This window comes from Paraburkholderia sp. JPY465, assembly GCF_050436725.1.
In the GTDB taxonomy this organism is placed as follows: Bacteria; Pseudomonadota; Gammaproteobacteria; order Burkholderiales; family Burkholderiaceae; genus Paraburkholderia; species Paraburkholderia youngii.
Map to the genome: position 1 here is coordinate 1,332,572 of NZ_JBNDMT010000002.1, position 21,258 is coordinate 1,353,829.

General features: G+C 63.6%; 20 protein-coding genes and 1 pseudogene. 16 read left to right on the forward strand and 5 right to left on the reverse strand.

What is annotated here, in order from left to right; all coding sequences use genetic code 11:
- Nucleotides 1-276: 276 nt before the first annotated feature.
- On the forward strand, nucleotides 277-1,491 hold the full coding sequence (locus QFZ94_RS08190; RefSeq protein WP_429456141.1) for an MFS transporter: 1,215 nt from the start codon (nucleotides 277-279) through the stop codon (nucleotides 1,489-1,491).
- 357 nt (nucleotides 1,492-1,848) lie between these two features.
- On the opposite strand, the gene QFZ94_RS08195 is transcribed toward QFZ94_RS08190, so the two are convergent.
- Genes QFZ94_RS08195 through glnH form a run of 5 tightly spaced genes read right to left on the reverse strand, consistent with a single transcriptional unit; the run spans nucleotide 1,849 to nucleotide 6,046 of the window.
- Nucleotides 1,849-2,847 (reverse strand): MurR/RpiR family transcriptional regulator, encoded by a 999-nt coding sequence (locus tag QFZ94_RS08195; RefSeq protein WP_429456142.1) that lies wholly within the window; start codon nucleotides 2,845-2,847, stop codon nucleotides 1,849-1,851.
- Entirely contained in the window at nucleotides 2,783-3,868 is a 1,086-nt protein-coding gene (locus QFZ94_RS08200) for a C45 family autoproteolytic acyltransferase/hydolase (RefSeq protein ID WP_429456143.1), read from the reverse strand. The genes QFZ94_RS08195 and QFZ94_RS08200 overlap by 65 nt, the downstream gene beginning before the upstream one ends.
- Before the next feature lie 13 nt (nucleotides 3,869-3,881).
- Nucleotides 3,882-4,619 (reverse strand): glutamine ABC transporter ATP-binding protein GlnQ, encoded by a 738-nt coding sequence (gene glnQ, locus QFZ94_RS08205; protein ID WP_368583186.1) that lies wholly within the window; start codon nucleotides 4,617-4,619, stop codon nucleotides 3,882-3,884.
- Nucleotides 4,616-5,272, reverse strand: a complete 657-nt coding sequence (gene glnP, locus QFZ94_RS08210; protein ID WP_429456144.1) for a glutamine ABC transporter permease GlnP — start codon at nucleotides 5,270-5,272, stop codon at nucleotides 4,616-4,618. The genes glnQ and glnP overlap by 4 nt, the downstream gene beginning before the upstream one ends.
- A gap of 27 nt (nucleotides 5,273-5,299) precedes the next feature.
- On the reverse strand, nucleotides 5,300-6,046 hold the full coding sequence (gene glnH, locus QFZ94_RS08215; protein WP_368583188.1) for a glutamine ABC transporter substrate-binding protein GlnH: 747 nt from the start codon (nucleotides 6,044-6,046) through the stop codon (nucleotides 5,300-5,302).
- A 443-nt stretch (nucleotides 6,047-6,489) separates the two neighbouring features.
- Between glnH and QFZ94_RS08220 the strand changes: the two genes are divergently transcribed.
- The 15 genes and pseudogenes from QFZ94_RS08220 to QFZ94_RS08290 all read left to right on the forward strand — a co-directional run bounded on the left by QFZ94_RS08220 (nucleotide 6,490) and on the right by QFZ94_RS08290 (nucleotide 21,218).
- Nucleotides 6,490-7,071 (forward strand): cytochrome b/b6 domain-containing protein, encoded by a 582-nt coding sequence (locus tag QFZ94_RS08220; RefSeq protein WP_429457738.1) that lies wholly within the window; start codon nucleotides 6,490-6,492, stop codon nucleotides 7,069-7,071.
- 3 nt (nucleotides 7,072-7,074) lie between these two features.
- A complete protein-coding gene (locus QFZ94_RS08225; protein WP_429456145.1) occupies nucleotides 7,075-7,869 on the forward strand; it encodes a molybdopterin-dependent oxidoreductase in 795 nt (264 codons plus the stop codon).
- Between the two features lie 49 nt (nucleotides 7,870-7,918).
- A complete protein-coding gene (locus QFZ94_RS08230) occupies nucleotides 7,919-8,533 on the forward strand; it encodes a hypothetical protein (protein ID WP_429456147.1) in 615 nt (204 codons plus the stop codon).
- A gap of 282 nt (nucleotides 8,534-8,815) precedes the next feature.
- Nucleotides 8,816-11,200, forward strand: coding sequence for a bifunctional salicylyl-CoA 5-hydroxylase/oxidoreductase (locus QFZ94_RS08235; protein WP_429456149.1), 2,385 nt, complete (start codon nucleotides 8,816-8,818; stop codon nucleotides 11,198-11,200).
- Nucleotides 11,197-11,970, forward strand: coding sequence for an SDR family NAD(P)-dependent oxidoreductase (locus tag QFZ94_RS08240; RefSeq protein WP_368583193.1), 774 nt, complete (start codon nucleotides 11,197-11,199; stop codon nucleotides 11,968-11,970). Before QFZ94_RS08235 ends, QFZ94_RS08240 begins: the two co-directional genes overlap by 4 nt.
- Nucleotides 11,967-12,521, forward strand: a complete 555-nt coding sequence (locus tag QFZ94_RS08245; protein ID WP_368583194.1) for a MarR family winged helix-turn-helix transcriptional regulator — start codon at nucleotides 11,967-11,969, stop codon at nucleotides 12,519-12,521. Before QFZ94_RS08240 ends, QFZ94_RS08245 begins: the two co-directional genes overlap by 4 nt.
- A gap of 19 nt (nucleotides 12,522-12,540) precedes the next feature.
- Nucleotides 12,541-13,392, forward strand: a complete 852-nt coding sequence (locus tag QFZ94_RS08250) for an enoyl-CoA hydratase family protein (RefSeq protein ID WP_429456152.1) — start codon at nucleotides 12,541-12,543, stop codon at nucleotides 13,390-13,392.
- 1 nt (nucleotide 13,393) lies between these two features.
- The gene (locus QFZ94_RS08255; RefSeq protein WP_429456154.1) at nucleotides 13,394-14,605 is read left to right on the forward strand and encodes an acyl-CoA dehydrogenase family protein; all 1,212 of its coding nucleotides are present in this window, start codon (nucleotides 13,394-13,396) and stop codon (nucleotides 14,603-14,605) included.
- Complete coding sequence (locus QFZ94_RS08260) at nucleotides 14,602-15,042, forward strand: acyl-CoA thioesterase (RefSeq protein WP_429456156.1); 441 nt, start codon at nucleotides 14,602-14,604, stop codon at nucleotides 15,040-15,042. The genes QFZ94_RS08255 and QFZ94_RS08260 overlap by 4 nt, the downstream gene beginning before the upstream one ends.
- Nucleotides 15,042-15,437, forward strand: a complete 396-nt coding sequence (locus QFZ94_RS08265; protein ID WP_013092722.1) for a RidA family protein — start codon at nucleotides 15,042-15,044, stop codon at nucleotides 15,435-15,437. Before QFZ94_RS08260 ends, QFZ94_RS08265 begins: the two co-directional genes overlap by 1 nt.
- Nucleotides 15,438-15,521: 84 nt before the next feature.
- Nucleotides 15,522-17,162 carry an AMP-binding protein gene (locus QFZ94_RS08270; RefSeq protein WP_429456158.1) on the forward strand — a complete coding sequence of 547 codons (1,641 nt, stop codon included), beginning with the start codon at nucleotides 15,522-15,524 and terminating at the stop codon, nucleotides 17,160-17,162.
- A 33-nt stretch (nucleotides 17,163-17,195) separates the two neighbouring features.
- Nucleotides 17,196-18,419 (forward strand): dienelactone hydrolase family protein, encoded by a 1,224-nt coding sequence (locus QFZ94_RS08275; RefSeq protein WP_429456160.1) that lies wholly within the window; start codon nucleotides 17,196-17,198, stop codon nucleotides 18,417-18,419.
- Nucleotides 18,420-18,452: 33 nt separating this feature from the next.
- Nucleotides 18,453-18,716 (forward strand): annotated as a pseudogene (locus tag QFZ94_RS08280) (glutathione binding-like protein); the annotation flags it as partial.
- A 129-nt stretch (nucleotides 18,717-18,845) separates the two neighbouring features.
- Complete coding sequence (locus QFZ94_RS08285) at nucleotides 18,846-20,339, forward strand: DHA2 family efflux MFS transporter permease subunit (RefSeq protein ID WP_429456162.1); 1,494 nt, start codon at nucleotides 18,846-18,848, stop codon at nucleotides 20,337-20,339.
- 45 nt (nucleotides 20,340-20,384) lie between these two features.
- Nucleotides 20,385-21,218, forward strand: coding sequence for an AraC family transcriptional regulator (locus QFZ94_RS08290; protein WP_410850114.1), 834 nt, complete (start codon nucleotides 20,385-20,387; stop codon nucleotides 21,216-21,218).
- Nucleotides 21,219-21,258: the final 40 nt, after the last annotated feature.

The window sequence follows — 21,258 nt, forward strand, 5'->3', positions numbered from 1 at the left end:
AAGCGCAAGGATTAATGGCGGGCTCAGGACTTTTCAGGTGCGTGATGGCAGCCTACCGTCATCATGACCTTGGCTGTCGAGCGCCGCTCCTCGCGTTGCGTAGCGCGCAATGGGGGATTGCGCGCCGATCGTATTCCGGATGCACCGGCTCGCGCCTAACCTTGGTGCAGTCGCGAACACCAGTTTGGCTGTCGCACAACCCGACGCCAAGCCGCGGACTGCATAGCAAGTCGAAAGGCCCAGTCGTCAAATAATTTCTTCGCTCAAGGAGCCATCATGTCCACTCCCTCGCGCACGCTCGGCGGCAACGAGCGGCCCGTCAAGCTCACCCAGGGACTCATTGCACTATTCGCATTCAGTTGCGGCGCGATCGTTGCAAACCTGTACTACGCGCAGCCGATTACCGAGCTGATCGGTCCGGCGCTGCATATGTCGGGTGGCACGGCGAGCCTGATCGTTTCGCTCACGCAGATCGGCTACGCGCTCGGTCTGTTTTTCATCGTGCCCTTGGGCGACCTGCTCGAGAACCGCAAGCTGACGATTACGACCGCGGTCGTGTCGATCGCGAGTCTCGCCGCCGCATCGCTGATGCACACGCCCAGCTGGTTTCTGCTGATGTCGCTGCTGATCGGCTTCAGTTCCGTGGCCGTGCAGATCCTGATCCCGCTCGCGGCGCACCTTGCTCCTGATCATTCCCGAGGCCGTATCGTCGGTACGATCATGGGCGGTCTGCTTCTCGGCATCCTGCTGTCCCGACCGCTGTCGAGCATCGTCGCGGACCACTTCGGCTGGCGCGTCGTGTTTGCCGCGGCCGCAGTCGTGATGGCGCTCGTGACGACCGTGCTCGCGCTGACGATTCCGCGCCGGCAACCGGACCATAGCGCCACGTATTCCGAGCTCATCGGCTCGCTGCTGGTGCTCGTGCGAACCATGCCGGTACTGCGCCATCGTGCGCTCTATCAAGGTTTGATGTTCGCGTCGTTCAGCCTTTTCTGGACTGCGGTTCCGGTTGAACTCACGCGCCAGTACGGCCTGTCACAGTCGGCGATCGCGCTGTTCTCACTGGTCGGCGCAATCGGTGCGACGTCGGCTCCCGTCGCAGGCCGCCTCGCGGACGCGGGACATTCCATTCGCGCCACGTTTGTGGCGCTGATCGTGGCCGCGTTGTCTTATCTGCCGGCACTCGTCCATCCGGCGTCCGGAGTGTTCGGCCTCGTGGTTACCGGGATTGCGCTCGACTTCGCCGTGCAGATGAACATGGTGCTCGGCCAGCGGGAGATCTACGCGCTGCACGCGGCAAGCCGTAACCGCCTCAACGCGCTGTACATGACGAGCATCTTCGTTGGCGGCGCGATCGGGTCCGCGCTTGCGAGCCCGCTCTTCGAGCGCGGTGGGTGGCCGTTGGTCGCTGGCGTTGCCCTTGCATTCCCGCTGCTTGCGTTCGTCCACTTTCTGCTGGTTGGACGGCCGCACGCTCTCGGCGAGCGCTAGATCCGGGCGCGTTTCGCCGAGACCGCACCAGCGGCGCACCAATGACAAAACGCCACGAAAATCGCTTTTCGTGGCGTTCTTCTTTGTACCCTGTGCGCGTCGCCCTATGGCGCGACGACGCATCGAGCCCTGCAGCTTCCTGACCCAGTCCCCGCCGTCGTCCCACAAACTATTCTCGTTTTTATCCATCGTTCCTGCGATGAAATCGACTGCACCTGCGGACGCAAGCGCTTTGTAAGCATACAAGGGCGTCTCGTCCCGGCGCCCATACTAGTGTCCTTAGTTGCGAGTAAAACTCGACGCGGCAGTCACGTCAGCGGCCACTCGCCGATCTCGACAATCACCATTGACCGGATATCAGTCCGTCTCGATCCCCAACGCGGTAATCAACCGTTCGCGCCGCGACAGCGCCTGCAAAGATCGCTTCCCCAGATGCGTCGCCACCAGATTGAGCAGGCCTTCGCAAAAGATCAGATAAGCGCCCATGCTGTTGCTGAAGAAACTGCTGTCGTGTGGAATCAGGAACGCGTGCCGCGCGGGCGGCACCAGTGGAGACGCGAGCGTATCCGTGATCGCGATGACTGTCATACCCGCCTCGGCGGCGGCCTTTGCAGCTTCAGCGACGCTGCGCGTATAAGGCGAGACGCTCGTGACGACCACCACATCGCCCGGTTGCAACTGCGCGAGTCCTTCAGCCACGCCGAGCCCTTGTGCATCGAGCAGCGCGACGTCGGTGCGGATCATCCCGAGCCCATAGCAAAGAAAGCTGGCGAGCGCGCTGAACTGCCGCAAGCCGTGCACGCGCACGCGCGGCGCCCCCGCCAATAGCGCGGCCGCACCGCGCAGATCGTCAGCCGATAGCCGCGCGAGGAACGTCTCCACATTGACGATCGATTCGTGCGCGAGTTGCACGACGACCTCGACCTCGGGCGAGGTTCCGCTATTGACGGGCGTGTGCGCACGCTGCTTTTTCCCTGCAACGAGCCGCTCCGCCTGATTCGTATAGAAATGCCGGTGACGCTCCGCCAGCGAATCGCGAAACACGCTCTGAAAATCCGCGAACCCTGCATAGCCGAGCTTCGTGCTGAGCCGTGTCAGCGTCGACGCATTGACGTCGAGTGCCGTCGCCAGATCGGTGATGGTCCGCACGGCCACTTCCTCCGGCCGTTCGAGCAGCCACGCGAGCACTGCGTGCGCCTTGCCGCCGAGCGACAGACCGGCCTCGTCGCGACCGATGCGCACCACCAGTTCGCGCAGCGCATCGACGCTGCGCGGCGCGTCGGCGACGGCTTCAGGCGCGCTCGCCTCGTCCTTGTTCGCCGGCTTGCGGCGCTTCGTGCGTAGGTTTGTGTCCATTGATCAATCGATATCGCGGCGGCGCCCCGGGTTGCTCATAAACGTCCCATTCTATGTGAGACGCCCTGATCACGATATCAGCGGTTGCGAGCGTGTTTTCGTCGTCGGGATCGGCAGGGTCGGCGCGGTAGATCGGCAGCGATGCGTCGTGCGTGTCGGCGAGGATCGCGAGCGGCTCAGGCGCATGCCCCGCTTCGCGTGCGTCCCGCAACAGCCGATCGCCGCGCGTCTGCCGACTACGCGATGAATCGGTCACGCGCTGGGCGAAGCCGCGCATCGGCGGATGAATCGCGTGATTCGCATGCAACGACGGCTGCGTGATCTCCTGCACGGAACAACCGTGCGCGCTGTACTCGACGCTCAGCAACGGCGCGCTCGCCTGATGCGCAAGCGTCAGATGGAAGCCGCCCGCGCGGGGATTGTCGCGTACCACGGCAACCGCCGCATCGAGATCGCGCGCATCCAGTAACGCGCGCGTGAGCACCATGCGCGGCACGCCCGCCTCGGTCTGGCGCACCCGCAGATTATTCACGGTGACGGCAAGACCCGCGTCCGTCACGGCGAACGTATGGCCCGGCAGCGAGCCCGGATACACGAACGCCGCAAAGCCCGGACTGCCGTCGATCCGACACGCGGCAATCGCGCAATGCCCGGCGAAGCCGGGGTCACCGTCTTCATTGTGAGTGATGCGCTTGCCATCAGCCGATGGCAATTGCACCGTCGTGCATCCGTCGGTCGACGCAGCCCACAGGTCGCCGCGACAGTTCCACAGGAACACATCGTCGAAGGGCAGTTCGAGGCCATTGGCAAGCCCCTGCAATTCCGCCCAGATACGCGGAAAGCGCTGCTGCGTATGTGCGCAAAGCGCGGCGGCGAGCGGCGTGCCACGCCATTGCATGACGTCGCGCCAGGCGGCCGATTGCACCAGGTGGCGATGCACGGCCAACGCGCCGAAGCGCCCTAACGCCTCGCCCGCGTCGAACGGCGAGCCGGAGATTTCGATGAATCCAATTGCAGACATGAGTTCGAGATGATCATTCGACGTGTTGAAGGAAATCGCGCAGACGCTGATTCGGCGGATTGTCGAGCAACTGCGCGGGCGGCCCATCGACCGTGATGTGGCCGTGCTCCATGAAGATCAGACGCGTGCCGACCTTGCGCGCGAACGTCATTTCGTGCGTCACGACGACCATCGTCATGCCCTCTTCCGCCAGCGACTGCATCACCCGCAGCACTTCCTGCCGCAGTTCGGGATCGAGCGCCGAAGTCGGCTCGTCGAACAGCATCAGCTTCGGCTTGACGGCCAGCGCACGCGCAATCGCGACGCGTTGCTGCTGACCGCCCGACAACTCGCTTGCATAATGCCCGACGCGGCCCGCGAGGCCGACTTTCGTCAGCAACTCGTGCGCGAGCGTTTCCGCGTCGGACTTGCTCATGCCACGCACCTGACGCGGACCGAACGCGACGTTTTCGAGCGCCGTCAGTTGCGGGAACAGGTTGAACTGCTGAAACACCATGCCCGCTTCGCGGCGAATCTCGCGCACTTTCTTCGAGCCGCCGTGCACGCTGATGCCATCGACGATCAGATCGCCGCCGTCGATTTGCTCCAGCGCGTTGATACAACGCAGCAGCGTCGACTTGCCCGAACCCGACGGACCGATCAGCACCACGACTTCGCCCGCGCGAATGTTCAGGTCGACGCCGTCCAGCACGGTGGTCTGCCCGAAGCGCTTCGTGACCTGCTTGAACTGCACCATATCGAGCGCGCTCATAGTATCCGCATCCTCTTTTCCATCGTGCGCAGACAGAACGTCAGCACACCGATCATGCACAGATAGATTGCGGCCACCGCCGTCCAGATTTCAACGGCCCTAAAATTCGCCGCCATGATTTCCTGACCCTGACGCGTGAGTTCACCGACGCCGATCACGATGAACAGCGACGTATCTTTCAGGCTCACGATGAACTGGTTGCCAAGCGCAGGCGTCATGCGGCGAATCGCAACGGGCCCGACGACGAATCCGAGCACGCGCCACATCGGCATGCCCAGCGCGAGTCCGGCTTCCTTCAATCCGCGCGGCACCGACAAAAACGAGCCGCGCACGATCTCGGCGATATACGCGCCCGAATTGACGATGATCGACACGATCGCGGCCGTCAACGCATCGACGCGCACGTTAAGCAGCACGGGCAGAGCGAAGTAGATGAACATCACCTGCACGACGATCGGCGTGCCGCGCACGAACTCGACGTCCGCGAACGCGATTTTCTGCATCAATGCGTTGCCGTACGCGCGCATCAAGCCGAACAGAAAGCCGACCGCGAGGCCTCCCGCAAGGCCCGCGATGGTGATGAGCACCGTCAGCTTCGCGCCCTGCAATAGTGCCGGTAACGCATCGACGACGACTGACAGATCGAACTGCATGACTTGCCTCCCGCAGCCGTTGCGTTATCAGGACTTCGTCGGCTCGACGCCGAACCACTTCTTGTAGATCGCCGCATAGCGGCCGTCAGCCTTGATCTTCGCGAGCGCCGCATTGACCTTCGGCACGAGCGGGCTGCCCTTCGGGAAGCCGATGCCGTATTGCTGCGCCATCATCTGCGGACCGACCGCCTTCACGTTGCCCTTGCCCGCCGTATTGATGTAGTAGAGAACGTTCGGCGTGTCGTGCATCGCCGCATCGACGCGTCCTGTCTGCAACTCTAGATACGCGTTGTCGATGTTCGGGAACTGGCGCAGATCGGTGCCCGCGAAGTGTGCCTTCGCGTAATCCGCCGCCGACGTCCCCGTCTTGATCGCGAGCGACTTGCCCTTCAGGTCGTCCGGGCCCTTGATCGCGCTGGTGGCCGGCACCATCAGCGTGAAGCCGCTGTCGTAGTAGCCATCCGAGAAGTCGATCACTTTCTTGCGCTCGTCCTTGATCGTGATGCCCGCGAGCGCGACGTCGACGTTATGGGTTTGCAGCGCCGGCAGGATGCCGCTGAAATCCATCGGCTGCAGCTTGTAGTCGAGCTTCAGGTCCTTCGCGATGGCTTCCCAGAGATCGATATCGAAGCCGACGTATTTGTCGCCCTGCTTGAATTCGAACGGCACGAACGCCGTATCGCAGGCGACCAGCAAGGTCTCGGCCCGCGCGGCATGACCGAGGACGGAAACGGCGACGAGTGCAGCCGCGACGAGCTTTGCTACGAGTTTCATGACGACCTCTGCGAGGTGGGGTTGAGGAACGACAGCAAACCGATTTGCGCCGAGTATCTTACCGCAAATTTATTTGCGCAATAGCTAGGCACGCAAATCTGCTTGCAAAGCGGGTATACCCCGATGGGAGATGTCGGACGGAAGGCGCTGGGAGCGGACGCGTGTCTTTGCGCAGAAGTGCATTTGTCCGACGCAATAGGGCATGCGGGATGCTGCGATGCTCTGGGGCGGGACGGCTTTCGCGCGCGGTGCGTGGCGCTAATGAAAGTCGATTGCAAGGGAAAATCTTCACGCGCGACGGAATAATGGTCGATCAATCGCGTTAGCCCTTGTGTTACAGGTGGCAGCCTGACGAGCGGAGCGCGGTTCGCTGTCCGACCCGTCTTGCTCCCGCGCTACTGGCATGAATGCCACCGAATCTGGAGTGATTTTTGAGTCACAACATGGTTCAGCCCGGGTGGGTACGGATTACGCACTGGATCAATGCTGTCGCGGTCGTGCTGATGGTCATGAGCGGCTGGCAGATTTACGATGCGTCGCCAATCTTTCCAGCCATTCAGTTTCCACCTTCGATCACACTTGGCGGTTGGCTCGCCGGCGCGCTGCTATGGCATTTCGCCGTGATGTGGCTGCTGGTCGCCAATTTCCTGGTCTATCTCGCGCTGAATCTGGCGTCCGGACGCTTTCGACGCAAACTGCTGCCCGTCAGGCCGAAACAGCTGGCCGCCGATCTGCTCGCCGCGCTGCGCGGACGCCTGAAACACGACGACCTCGCGCACTACAACTCGGTGCAGAAGTTCGCTTATCTCGTCGTGATCGCCGACATCGTGCTGATCGTGTTGTCGGGGCTCGTCATATGGAAGTCGGTGCAGTTCCCGCTGCTGCGCACGCTGATGGGCGGATATGACAATGCGCGCGTCGTGCACTTCGTATGCATGAGCGTACTGGTGGCGTTTTTCATCGTTCACGTCGCGATGGCCGCGCTCGTGCCGCGCTCGTTACTGCTGATGATACGGGGACGGTAAATCGTGACGATCCGCAAACGCACCGCACAACCAGGCACTTTTCTCGCGACGCATGGCGAATCGATCGTCCGCGACGCACAGCGCGAACTCAAATCGCCAGCGCGCCGCCTGTTCGGCCGGCGGCTGCTGACCCTAGGCGGCATCGCGATGCTGTCCGGTTGCGATCTGACCAACGACAAATCGGTGAACACCGCGCTGCGCCGCATCTCGTTCTTCAACGACCGCGTGCAGGCGCTGCTGTTCGATCCGAACAAGCTGGCGCCCACGTATCCGGAATCGATGATCACGCGGCCGTTTCCGTTCAACGCGTTCTATGAGATCGACGATGTACCCGAGATCGATGCCGCGACCTACCGTCTCCAGGTCAACGGTCTCGCGCACGGCAAGCGCACCTGGTCGCTCGACGAATTGCACGCGCTGCCGCAGGAAAGCCAGATCACGCGTCTTGTCTGCGTCGAGGGATGGAGCGCGATCGGCCGCTGGGGCGGCGTGCGCTTTTCCGAATTCCTGCGTCGCGTGGGTGCGGACACGACCGCAAAGTACGTGTCGCTGCATTGCGCGGACTACAACTACTGGACCAGCATCGACATGCCGACGGCGCTCCACCCGCAGACGCTGCTCACGCTGACTTACGACGGTGACGTGCTGCCGCCGAAGTATGGCTTTCCGATGAAGCTGCGCGTGCCGACCAAGCTCGGCTTCAAGAATCCCAAGCATGTCGTCGCAATCGAAATCACGAACCAGTATCCGGGAGGCTATTGGGAGAACCAGGGCTACAACTGGTTCAGCGGCTCGTGAAGCAATGAGGTCTTTCCCCCGTCCTTCAACCATCCAGTTGGGAGGTTCTATGACACTCCGCATCAAACTTGGCGCAGCCTTTATGGCTGCCGCGTTCGCGAGCGCTGCTTTCGCGCAGGCGCCCGCCACGACGCCCACGCGCATCCGTGGCGAAATCGTGTCGCAAAACGGTGACACGCTCAAGGTCCATCGTCGCAGCGGCGATACCGTGTCGGTCGATGTGAAGCCGGATGTGCGTGTTTCGGCTGTGAAAACGATGCAGCTATCGGATATCAAGCCGGGTACGTTCATTGGCACGGCTGCAACCACCGGCGCCGACGGCAAGCTGACGGCAACGGAAGTCGTGGTGTTCCCCGAGTCCGCGCGCGGCACGGGCGAAGGGCATTACGCGTGGGACCTGGGCCCGAAGAGCTCGATGACCAACGCGAACGTCGACTCCGTCGTGCAGAGCACCAACGGCCGCGACCTGAAGCTGTCATACAAGGGCGGCAGCAATGTGGTGACGGTGCCGCCAAACGTGCCCGTCGTCACGTTCACGCCCGCGGAGCACAGCGATCTTACCGCCGGCAAGAAGGTGTTCATCGTCGCAACGCCTGCGTCGCAGGGAAGTTATGTTGCGCAACGCGTCGTGGTCGAAAAGGACGGCGTAGTTCCGCCGATGTGACCGCTGAGCTTCGGCTCGGCGAGCGCCACGCACGGCGTCATGTGTCGACGCCGCGCGTGCCGACTGCGTTCGCATACGCATTCAGAATGATCTCAATGGCGTAGCGCCAATAGGCGACGACCTTCGCCCCCCGGCGAAGACCCTAGCTCGCCTGACGCCGCCACGCGCCGGACAGCGACTGACTTCCGAATTCCTCTAGACGGCACTCCCCAAATTTACTTGACATCTAAACTATCAAAACCTAAATTAATCGCAACGCGGCGTTCATTTTGGGGAACCAGCATGCGCATAGTCTGTATCGGGGGCGGTCCGGCCGGTTTGTACTTCGGTCTGTTGATGAAAAAACGCAACCCCGGCTATGAAGTCACGGTGATCGAGCGCAACCGCCCCTACGACACCTTCGGCTGGGGCGTCGTGTTCTCCGATCAGACGCTCGGCAATCTGCGCGCCGCCGACGCCCCGAGCGCCGAGGCGATTCTCGACGCGTTCAATCACTGGGACGACATCGAGATCCACTTCCGCGGCCGCAGCGTACGTTCGTCGGGCCACGGCTTTTGCGGCATCGGTCGCAAACGCCTGCTGAATATCCTGCAGGCGCGTTGCGAAGAACTCGGCGTGAAGCTCGTGTTCGAAACCCAGGTCGTGGACGACAGCGCATACGACGCGGACCTGATCATCGCGAGCGACGGGCTGAACAGCGCCGTGCGCCAGAAATACGCGCACACCTACCAGCCGGACATCGACCTGCGCGACTGCCGCTTCGTGTGGCTCGGCACGAAGAAGCTGTTCGACGCGTTCACGTTCGCGTTCGAGCAAACCGAATTCGGCTGGTTTCAGGCGCATGCCTACCGCTTCGACGATCAAACCTCGACGTTCATCGTCGAAACACCGGAACGCGTGTGGCGCGCCGCCGGTCTCGACGAAATGAGCAAGGAAGACAGCATCGCGTTCTGCGAGAAGCTCTTCGCGAAATACCTCGACGGCAATGCGCTGATGTCGAACGCCGCGCATCTGCGCGGCTCGTCGCAATGGATCCGTTTTCCGCGCGTCGTCAACAAGGAGTGGGTGCATTGGCGCCGCAACGCGAACGGCACACGAACGCCGATCGTGCTGATGGGAGACGCCGCGCATACCGCGCACTTCTCGATCGGCTCGGGCACCAAGCTCGCGCTCGAAGACGCGATCGAACTCGCGAACAGCATCAGCGCGCATCCGGGTTCGCATCCCGACGATCTGGCCGCAGCGTTGAAGCACTACACCGAAGTACGCAGCGTCGACGTGCTGCGCATCCAGAACGCCGCGCGCAATTCGACCGAATGGTTCGAGCACGTCGATCGCTATACGTCGTTCGAGCCGGAACAGTTCGCCTATTCGCTGCTCACGCGCTCGCAGCGCATCTCGCACGAAAACCTGCGCGAGCGCGATTCGCAATATCTGTCCGGCTTCGAAGACTGGCTCGCGAAGCGCGCGGGCGTCGAGCGCGCGGCGGACAAACCTTCGATTCCGCCGATGTTCACGCCCTTCAAGGTGCGCGGCGTCACGCTGAAAAATCGCGTGATGGTGTCGCCGATGGCGCAGTACTCGGCGGTAGACGGCGTGGCCGGCGACTATCACCTGATGCATCTCGGTGCGCGCGCAATGGGCGGCGCCGCGCTCGTGATGACCGAGATGACCTGCGTGTCGCCCGAAGCCCGCATCACGCCGGGATGCCCCGGCATGTATGCGCCCGAGCATCAGTCCGCGTGGAAGCGCATCGTCGATCTGGTGCATCTGCAGTCGGATGCGAAGATCGGCATCCAGCTCGGCCATTCGGGCGCGAAAGGTTCGACGCGCGTCGCGTGGGAGGGCATCGACCAGCCACTCGACGAAGGCAACTGGCCCCTAGTCTCGGCGTCGCCGCAGCAGTATCTGCGCGGTATCAGCCAGCATTCGCGCGAAGCCACGCATGACGAATTGCACGAAATCGAGCAGCAGTTCGTGAAGGCGACCCGCATGTCGATCGAAGCGGGTTTCGACTGGCTCGAATTGCACTGCGCGCACGGCTATTTCCTGTCGAGCTTCCTGTCGCCGCTGACGAATCACCGTACCGACGAATACGGCGGCTCGCTCGAAAACCGTCTGCGCTATCCGCTGCAGGTGTTCAGCGCGATCCGCGCGGTGTGGCCACAGGACAAGCCGATCTCGGTACGGATTTCCGCGCACGACTGGGTCGAAGGCGGCAACACGCCCGACGACGCCGTGAAGATCGCGCAAGCTTTCAAGGCGGCCGGCGCGGACATGATCGACGTGTCGTCGGGCCAGGTCAGCAAGGAAGAAAAGCCCGTGTTCGGCCGCATGTTCCAGACGCCGTTCGCCGATCGCGTGCGCAACGAAGCCGGCATCGCAACGATCGCGGTCGGCGCGATTTCCGAAGCGGATCACGTCAACAGCATCATCGCCGCTGGCCGCGCGGACCTGTGCGCGATCGCACGTCCGCATCTCGCGAATCCGTCGTGGACGTTGAATGAAGCGGCGAAGATCGGCTATCTCGACATCGCGTGGCCGAAGCCCTACACCGCCGCGAAAATGCAGCTAGAGCGCAACCTCGAACGCGAGCGCGCGCAGGCCATCGCCAACGCCGGCCTGACGGCACAACAACGCGCGCAACGCGCCGAAGGAACCGTGTGAACACGTTTGACACCTCTCTCGCCGGACAACACGCGGTCGTCACCGGCGGCGGCAGCGGCATCGGCGCGGCCATCGCGCAGGCGCTGCTGCGCGCCGGCGCGCGCGTCACGCTGATGGGCCGCAATGCACAACGCCTCGAAGCGCAGCGCGAACAATGCGCGGCGCTCGGCGACGTCGCGTGCATCAGCGTGGACGTCACGCAGGAAGAGTCGGTGGCGCGCGCATTCGGCGAGGCGGGCGCCGTCGATATCCTCGTCAACAACGCAGGCCAGGCGCAGGCCGCGCCGTTCACGCACACCGATATCGCGCTGTGGCAGCGCATGCTCGACGTGAATCTGACCGGCGTGTTTCTCGGCACCCGCGCTGTACTGCCGGGCATGCTCGAGCGTGGCTATGGCCGTATCGTCAACGTCGCGAGCACCGCGGGGCAGATCGGCTATGCGTACGTCGCCGCGTATTGCGCCGCCAAGCACGGCGTGATCGGTCTCACGCGCTCGCTCGCGCTCGAAACCGCGACGCGCGGCATCACCGTCAACGCAGTGTGCCCCGGCTACACCGAAACCGAGCTGCTGCATGCATCGCTCGAACAGATCACGAGCAAGACCTCGCGCACTGAAGCACAGGCGCGCGAAACGCTGCTGCGTTCGAATCCGCAGCGCCGCTTCGTGAGCCCGGAGCAGGTCGCGAACGCAGTGTTGTGGCTGTGCCGCCCCGGCTCGGATGCGATCACGGGGCAATCCATTTCCATTTCGGGTGGGGAAGTAACGTGAGCAAATCAACGCAAGCAAAAAAGTCTGTATCGGATGCGAAACCGTCGCGCAAAGGCGTCGCCCAACCCGCGGAGAACGTCGTGGACCTCGAAATGAGCACCGGTGCGGACAGCCACATGGGTCTGCGTCTGTGGTTGCGCATGCTGACCACCACCAATCTCGTGCAAGCCGAATTGCGCAAACGTCTGCGCACCGAATTCGACACCACGTTGCCGCGTTTCGATCTGATGGCGCAACTCGAACGACATCCCGAAGGCCTGAAGATGACCGAGTTGTCGCGCCGTTTGATGGTGACGGGGGGCAACGTCACCGGCATCACCGATCAGCTCGAAAAAGAGGGGCTCGTCACGCGCGACACCGATCCGAACGACCGCCGCTCGATCAGCGTGTGCCTGACGCCCGCTGGCCGCAAGGCGTTCGACAAAATGGCCGTCGCGCACGAGCAATGGGTCGTCGAAATGTTCGGCGGCCTGAGCCTCGACGAAAAGATGAAGACCCATCAGGACCTCGGCAAACTCAAGCGGCATCTGCTCGACAGCCTGAAAGGCTGACTTCGCACTGGAGGCATACATGACACGATCCACCGCCGACGCACTGTTGGCCGGCAACCGCCTGAGCCTGGCAGGCTACGAGGCGAAGCACTTCGGCTGGTCGGTGACCAGCAAGGTCGCGACGATCACGCTGAACCGCCCCGAGCGCAAGAACCCGCTGACCTTCGAATCGTATGCGGAGTTGCGCGACCTGTTCCGCGACCTCGCGTATGCGACAGACGTGAAGGCCGTCGTGTTGCACGGCGCGGGCGAAAACTTCTGCTCGGGCGGCGACGTGCACGACATCATCGCGCCGCTGATCGATCTGCCGATGCCCGAGCTGTTGCTGTTCACGCGCATGACCGGCGACCTCGTCAAGGCCATGCGCCATTGCCCGCAGCCGATCATCGCGGCCGTCGACGGTGTCTGCGCGGGCGCCGGCGCAATCCTCGCGATGGCTTCCGATCTGCGCCTCGGCACCGCGCGCAGCAAGCTCGCGTTCCTGTTCACGCGCGTCGGCCTCGCCGGTTGCGACATGGGCGCATGCGCGATGCTGCCGCGCATCATCGGCCAGGGACGCGCGGCCGAGCTGCTGTTCACCGGCCGCTCGGCAAGCGGCGACGAAGCTCACGCATGGGGCTTTTACAACCGCTTGTGCGACCCGGCCGCGCTCATCGAAGAAGCACAGAAGCTCGCCGCCGATCTCGCGTCCGGCCCGACCTTCGCGCACGGAATGACGAAGAAGATGCTGCACCAGGAATGGAGCATGAGCATCGACGAAGCGATCGAATCCGAAGCGCAGGCGCAGGCGATCTGCATGAGCACGCGCGATTTCGAGCGCGCGTACGATGCATTCGCAGCGAAGTCGCGTCCGGTGTTCGAAGGAGACTGAGTTGAGCGCCGATCATCAGAACACGCCGGTCGATTTGCATAGCCCGCTCGCGTGGCCGTTTTTCGAGCCGCGTCATCGCGAACTCGCGGCCGGCATCGACGCGTGGTGCCGCGCGAATCTCAAGCATCAAGACCATCGCGACACCGACGCGACCTGCCGCCTGCTGGTGCGTGAACTCGGTGAGGCCGGCTGGCTGAAATACGGCGTCGGTGGCGTCGCTTATGGCGGCCACGGCGACACGATCGATACGCGCGCCGTGTGTCTGCTACGCGAAACGCTCGCGCGCTACTCGGGCCTCGCCGACTTCGCACTGGCAATGCAAGGCCTCGGCTCGGGCGCGATCTCGCTCGCCGGCACGCATGAACAGAAATCGCGCTATCTGCCGCGTGTCGCGAGCGGCACGGCGATCGCCGCGTTCGCGCTGTCGGAGCCGCAAGCGGGCTCGGACGTCGCGGCGATGGCGCTGGCCGCGCGCGAACAGGGCGACCACTACGTGCTCGACGGCGAGAAGACGTGGATTTCGAACGGCGGCATCGCGGACTTCTACGTGGTGTTCGCGCGCACCGGCGAGGCACCAGGGGCGCGCGGCATCAGCGCGTTCATCGTGGATGCAGAAACGCCGGGCCTCGACATCGCCGAGCGCATCGACGTGATCGCGCCGCATCCGCTCGCGCGTCTGCGCTTTGCGAACGCGCGCGTGCCGAAGAGCCAGATGCTCGGCGCACCCGGCGAAGGCTTCAAGATCGCGATGCGCACGCTCGATATTTTCCGCACCTCGGTGGCGGCCGCATCGCTCGGCTTTGCGCGTCATGCGATGGCCAAAGGTCTCGCGCGCGCGGCGTCGCGCAAGATGTTCGGCCAGACGCTCGGCGACTTCCAGTTGACGCAGGCGAAGCTCGCGCAGATGGCGCTGACGATCGACAGCAGCGCGCTGCTCGTCTATCGCGCCGCGTGGCTGCGCGACCAGGGCGAAAGCGTCACGCGCGAAGCCGCGATGGCGAAGTGGCACGCGAGCGAAGGCGCGCAGCGGGTGATCGACGCAGCCGTACAGCTATACGGCGGCATGGGCGTGCAAAGCGGCAGCGCAGTCGAGATGCTGTACCGCGAGATCCGCGCGCTGCGCATCTACGAAGGCGCGACCGAGGTGCAGCAGTTGATCGTCGGCCGCGATCTGTTGAAGGCGTATGCCGCGGCGAACGGGAGCGCGCAATGAGCACATCGTTCGAGCGGCCCGTGCGCATCCGCTTCTCGCACTGCGATCCCGCGGGCATCGTGTATTTTCCGCAGTACCTCGTGATGACCAACGCGCTCGTCGAAGACTGGTTCAACGAGGGCCTGCGCATCGACTATGCGCACATGATCGCGCGGCGCCGCATCGGCCTGCCGATCGTCAAGCTCGACTGCGAGTTCTCGCGGCCGAGCCAGATGGGCGAAACCATCCTGCTCGCGCTCGAAGTCCACACCATCGGCCGCAGTTCTCTCCGCATCGAGATTCACGGGCATTGCAACGGCGAAACGCGCTTTCGTTCGAAACAGGTGCTCGTGTTCATGTCGTTCGAAAGCGGCAAATCGATCAACATTCCCGGAGACATCGCGAGCGCGCTCGCGGCGTACGCTCCATCGCCCTCCTCCATCGAGGCTCAGCGCTGATGAAAAAAGCTCTCCTTCCGGCCGGCTGGGTCAAACCGCGCGGCTATGCGAACGGCGTCGCGGCGAGCGGCACACAGGTGTTCATCGCCGGCCAGATCGGCTGGGACGAACAGGCGCAGTTCCATTCGGATGACTTCGCGCAGCAGTCCGAGCAGGCGCTGAAGAATCTGCTCGCCGTGCTGCGCGAAGCGGGCGGCAAGCCCGAACATCTGGTGCGCCTCACGTGGTACGTGACCGACAAGCGCGAGTACCTCGCATCGCTGAAGGACATCGGCCGCGTGTTTCGCGAGCTGATCGGCGACTACGACATCGCGATGAGCGCGGTACAGGTCGTCGCGCTGATGGAAGACCGCGCGAAGGTCGAGATCGAGGCCACCGCGGTGATTCCGCACTGAACGTCCCACAGGTACCGAACGCACAGGCAAGCCCCTCACACCGAACGAAGCGCATTTTCCGGCTCAACGCCCCGGGAGACCATGATGGAACCGTCAGCACACGTCGATACTTTCGCGCGCGACAATCTTCCGCCGCAGGATCAATGGCCCGTCTTTCTGCTCGACAATCCGGACGTCGCCTATCCGTCGCGGTTGAACTGCGCGACCGAACTGCTGGAGCGGACCATCGAGGCGGGGCATCGCGACCGGCCGGCGATCTGGTCCGACGTGGCCGGCAAGCCACAAGCGACCACGTACGGCGAACTGCTCGCGCTGGTCAACCGCAGCGCGCATGTGCTCGTCGATGAAATGGGCTTGCGGCCCGGCAACCGCGTGCTGCTGCGTGGACCGAACACCTTGCAGATGGCCGTCGCCACGCTCGCGGCGCTGAAGGCCGGGCTCGTCGTCGTGCCGACCATGCCGCTGCTGCGCGCGAAGGAGCTCAAGCAGATCATCGACAAAGCGCAAGTCAGCGCCGCGCTTTGCGATGCGCGCCTGACCGCCGAACTCGAGCGCTGCACGAATCCGCGCGACGAGTTCTACTGCGCGGTGCTGAAGCAGACGCGCCGCTTTCACGACGATTCCGCCGATTCGCTCGAGACTCTCGCCGCCAACAAGCCCGAGCACTTCACCGCCTGCGACACCGCCGCCGACGACGTCTGCCTGATCGCGTTCACGAGCGGCACGACCGGCGCGCCGAAAGGCTGCATGCATTTCCATCGCGACATGATCGCGATGTGCGATCTGTTCCCGCGTCATGTGTTGAAGCCTTCCGCGAGCGACATCTTCTGCGGCACGCCGCCGCTCGCGTTCACGTTCGGCCTCGGCGGGCTGCTGTGCTTTCCGCTGCGCGTCGGGGCGTCGACGGTGCTCGTCGAAAAGCTCACACCGCAGACCTTGCTCGACGTGGTCGAACGTTTTCATGCAACCGTGATGTTCACCGCACCGACGTTCTATCGGCAGATGGCGCCGCTCGTCGCGCAACATGACGTGTCATCGCTGAAGAAGACCGTGTCGGCGGGCGAGGCGTTGCCCGATTCGACGCGGAGTTTGTGGCGCGACGCGACTGGCATCGACATGATCGACGGCATCGGCGGCACCGAGCTGATCCACATCTTCGTTTCGTCGCAAGGCGCGGAGATCCGGCCGCACGCGATCGGCCGCGCGGTGCCGGGCTACGTCGTGCAAGCCGTCGACGACGACATGCAACCCGTGCCGCCCGGCACGATCGGCAAACTGGCGGTGCGCGGCCCGACCGGCTGCCGTTATCTGGCGGACGAACGGCAGCTGCGCTTCGTGCGCGACGGCTGGAACCTGCCGGGCGATTCGGTCTATCTCGACGCGGACGGCTACGTGTTCTACCAGGCGCGCGCCGACGACATGATCGTGTCGGCCGGCTACAACATCTCCGGTCCTGAGGTGGAAAGCGTGCTGATGCAGCACGAGGCGGTGGCCGAATGCGGCGTGATCGGCGTGCCCGACGAAACGCGCGGGCAGATCGTGCGGGCCTTCGTCGTGGTGAACCCCGGCTATACGGCCGACGACAAACTGGTCGCGCAACTGCAGAATTTCGTTAAGAATAACGTGGCGCCGTATAAATATCCGCGCGTCATCACGTTCATCGGCGCGCTGCCGCGCACCGAAACCGGCAAGCTCAAACGTTTCGAGTTGCGCATGATGACGTAACCCGTATCTATCATAAGACTGGAGACAGACCGCATGGCCGGCTCTTTCATCGAAGTCGTCGCCCACGATGGCGGCCGTTTCAACGCTTACGTCGCGCGCCCCGCGCAGGGCTCGGGCCCGGGGCTCGTGCTCCTGCCGGAAATCTTCGGCGTCAATGACACGATGAAGGCGACCGCCGATCGCTACGCCGAAGAAGGCTACGTCGTGCTCGTGCCCGATCTGTTCTGGCGCATCAAGCCGGGCATTTCGCTTGGCTACGGCGACGCCGATATGAAACAGGCGCTCGGCTATCTGGGCCAGTTCGATGCGGATGTCGCCGTGAAGGACATCGCCGCCACGATCGCCACGTTGCGCGAACTGCCCGAGCAGGCCGGCAAGGTGGGCGTGGTCGGCTACTGCCTCGGCGGCAAGCTCGCGTTTCTGAGCGCGGCGCGCACCGACGTCGATTGCGCGGTCAGCTATTACGGCGTGGGGCTTGACGCGCATCTCGACGAAGTATCGGCAATCAACTGCCCGATGGTGTTCCACTTCCGTGAAAACGACGCGCACTGCCCGCCCGAAACGCGCGAGCGCATCAGCGCCGCACTGCGTACGCGGCCGCAGATCGAGCAATACGTGTATCCCGGCTGCGATCACGCGTTCGCCGCGCCGCAGCGCAAGCAGTACGACAAGCCGGCCGCGATGATGGCGTACTCGCGCACGCTGGCGCTGCTGCGCAAGGTGCTCGGTCCGGTCTACGATCTGAACGCGCTGTGGGAAGCGCATTGCTATCACGAGTTCGCGACACGCGACGTCGATGCGGTGATGCCGACGATGGTCGCCGAGCCCTACGTCAATCACGTGCCGACGATGACAGGCGGTGTCGGGCATGACAATCTGAAGCGCTTTTACACGCATCATTTCGTCAACTCGAATCCACCCGATACGAAGCTGATTCCGATTTCGCGCACGATCGGCTCGGATCGCGTCGTCGATGAATTCATTTTCAGCTGCACGCATAGTTGCGAGATCGACTGGCTGCTGCCGGGCGTGGCGCCGACCGGCAAGTACTTCGAGGTGCCGATGCTCGCCGTGGTGTGCTTCCGCGGTGACAAGCTTTATAACGAGCACATCTATTGGGATCAGGCTTCGGTGCTCGTGCAGGTGGGACTGCTCGATCCGAATGGCTTGCCGGTGACGGGGATTGAGAGTGCGAGGAAGTTGCTGGATGAGACGTTGCCGTCGAATGGGTTGATGGGGGGAAAGTCGAAGGTTTGAGAATGTGGTGCTGCCATCGCTGTGTATCATCCGATGCAGGCGAACTTCGTCGATCCGCAATTGAAGCTGCATTTCGGCTATATCGACAACGAACTCGGCGCGACTGGCTGGTTCGCCGGCAACGACTTCACCGCCGCCAACGTGCAAATGCGCTTCCCGCTCGAAGCCGCCACCGCGCGCGGCATCACTGCGCGATTGCCCGCGATAGGCGCGTTTTTGCAGCGCATTCGCGCCCGGCCCGCATATCAGCGCGCGCTCGAACGCGGCGGCAAATACGAAATCCTCACCGGCGATTGATGCGCAACCGCGCGACGCTTAGCGCGCCGGCGCCGCCCTGGATTTCGTAGTTGGACCCGAAATGCACGGGTGTTAGACTCGAAAACCCATCGTCGGCGATCGACCGAATCCGCGTAAAGGGGCACCCGCATGACCCATTCCCTCCACGGCAAGCAACGTTGGCTCGCACTGATCGTGCTCTGCCTCGGCGTGCTGATGATCGTGCTCGACACCACCATCGTGAACGTCGCGCTGCCGTCCATCGCCGCCGATCTCGGCTTTAGCGAAACCTCGCTCGTGTGGGTCGTCAACGCCTACATGCTGACGTTCGGCGGCTGTCTGCTGCTCGGGGGACGGCTTGGCGATCTGTACGGACACCGCAAGCTGTTCCTGTGCGGCATTACGCTCTTCACGCTCGCTTCGCTCGCCTGCGGCCTCGCGAATTCGCAAGTGCTGCTGGTCGCCGCGCGCGCCGTGCAGGGGCTGGGTGGTGCAATCGTCTCGGCGGTCTCGTTGTCGCTGATCATGAATCTGTTCACCGAACCCGGCGAGCGCGCGAAAGCGATGGGCGTGTATGGCTTCGTCTGTGCGGGCGGCGGCAGCATCGGCGTGCTGCTCGGCGGACTGCTCACCAATCTGCTGAGCTGGCATTGGATCTTTCTGGTCAACCTGCCGATCGGCATTGCGGTGTACGCGCTGTGCCTCGCGCTACTGCCGGCCGCGCGCGGACACGCGCACGGCGAGCGGCTCGACGTGGCCGGTGCGCTCAGCGTGACCGCATCGCTGATGCTGGCGGTCTATGCAATCGTCAACGGCAACGAAGCAGGCTGGACTTCGGCGCAGACGCTCGGCCTGCTGTGCGTCGCGCTCGCGCTGCTTGCCGTGTTCCTCGCAATCGAGGCGAGAGTCGAACATCCGTTGATGCCGCTCGGTCTACTGCGTTTGCGCAATGTCGCGACCGCGAACGTGGTCGGCGTGTTGTGGGCAGCCGCGATGTTCGCGTGGTTCTTTATTTCGGCGCTTTATTTGCAGCGCGTGCTCGGGTATCGGCCGTTGCAGGTGGGGCTCGCGTTTCTGCCCGCGAACCTGATCATGGGACTCTTTTCGCTGGGATTGTCGGCGCGTGTGGTGATGCGCTTCGGGCTGCGCCGGCCGCTCGCGGCGGGCCTGCTGATCGCCGCATGCGGGCTCGCGTTGTTCGCGCGTGCGCCCGTCGACGGCAGCTTCGTGCCCGACGTGTTGCCCGGCATGTTGCTGCTCGGCTTCGGCGCCGGCATCGCATTCAACCCGTTGCTGCTCGCCGCGATGAGCGACGTCGATCCCGCCGATTCGGGCCTCGCGTCGGGCATCGTCAATACGTCGTTCATGATGGGCGGGGCGCTCGGGCTCGCGGTGCTCGCGAGTCTTGCCGCGGCGCGTAGCGAGGCAATGCAGGCGTCGTCGAGCGCGGCGGCCGCGCTGAACAGCGGGTATCACGTCGCGTTTCTGTTTGGGGCGGTTTTTGCGGCGGCGGCCGGCGTGCTCGGTGGGCTGTTGCTGAGGCCGGGGCAAGCGGGTGGCGCTGCGGGCGCGCATAGTGACGTGGCGGAGTCGGCCCCGCCTTCCGTCGCGACTGCAAAACCGCAAGCGCGATCAAACGCCTGAGTTCGCCGCTGACTATGCTGGCTTCATGCTGACATGAGAGCTGAGATGAACCCGGTTGGAAAAGCGCTCTGGTATATCGAAAGCCACTTCGCGGGCGAATTGACGCTCGACGACATCGCCCGCGGTGGCTGCGTATCGCGCTTTCATCTCGCCCGCGCGTTCGAAGCGGCCACCGGGATGCCGGTGATGCGCTACGTTCGCGCACGGCGTTTAAGCGAGGCCGCACGACGTCTCGCCGATGGTGCCCCTGACATTCTCGCGGTCGCCCTCGACGCCGGTTACGGCTCTCACGAAGCATTCACGCGCGCGTTTCGCGACCAGTTCGGGCTTACGCCCGATGCGTTGCGCGCACGAGGTCATCTCGACAACCTGAGCATCGTGGAGCCGATCAAAATGGACGAAACCCTTCTGACTCATCTGGAACCGCCGCGCTTCGAAGACGGCAAACCGCTTCTCATCGCTGGACTGAGCGAGCGCTATACGTGCGAGACCAGCAAGGCGATTCCCTCTCAATGGCAGCGCTTTGGCGCCTGGTACGGCAGGGTGCCAGGACAGATCGGCAAGGTGGCTTATGGCGTTGGCTATAACGCCGATGAACTGGGCAACTTCGACTATATGTGCGGCGTCGAAGTCAGCGATTTTTCCGCACTGCCGCCGGAGTTGAGTCGCGTACGCATCGCCGCGCAACGCTATGCGGTGTTCAGTCATCGCGAGCACATCTCGGGCATTCGTCGCACGATGAATACGATCTGGAATCAGTGGTTGCCCGCATCAGGGCACGTGCCTGCCGATGCACCGCATTTCGAACGGTATGGCGAGCAGTTCGATCCGGCGACGGGAATGGGTGGAGTCGAAGTCTGGTTGCCGCTGAAAAGCTGAGGCCTGATTCGGCGGCCGGCCGCGGATGGCCGCTGCGACC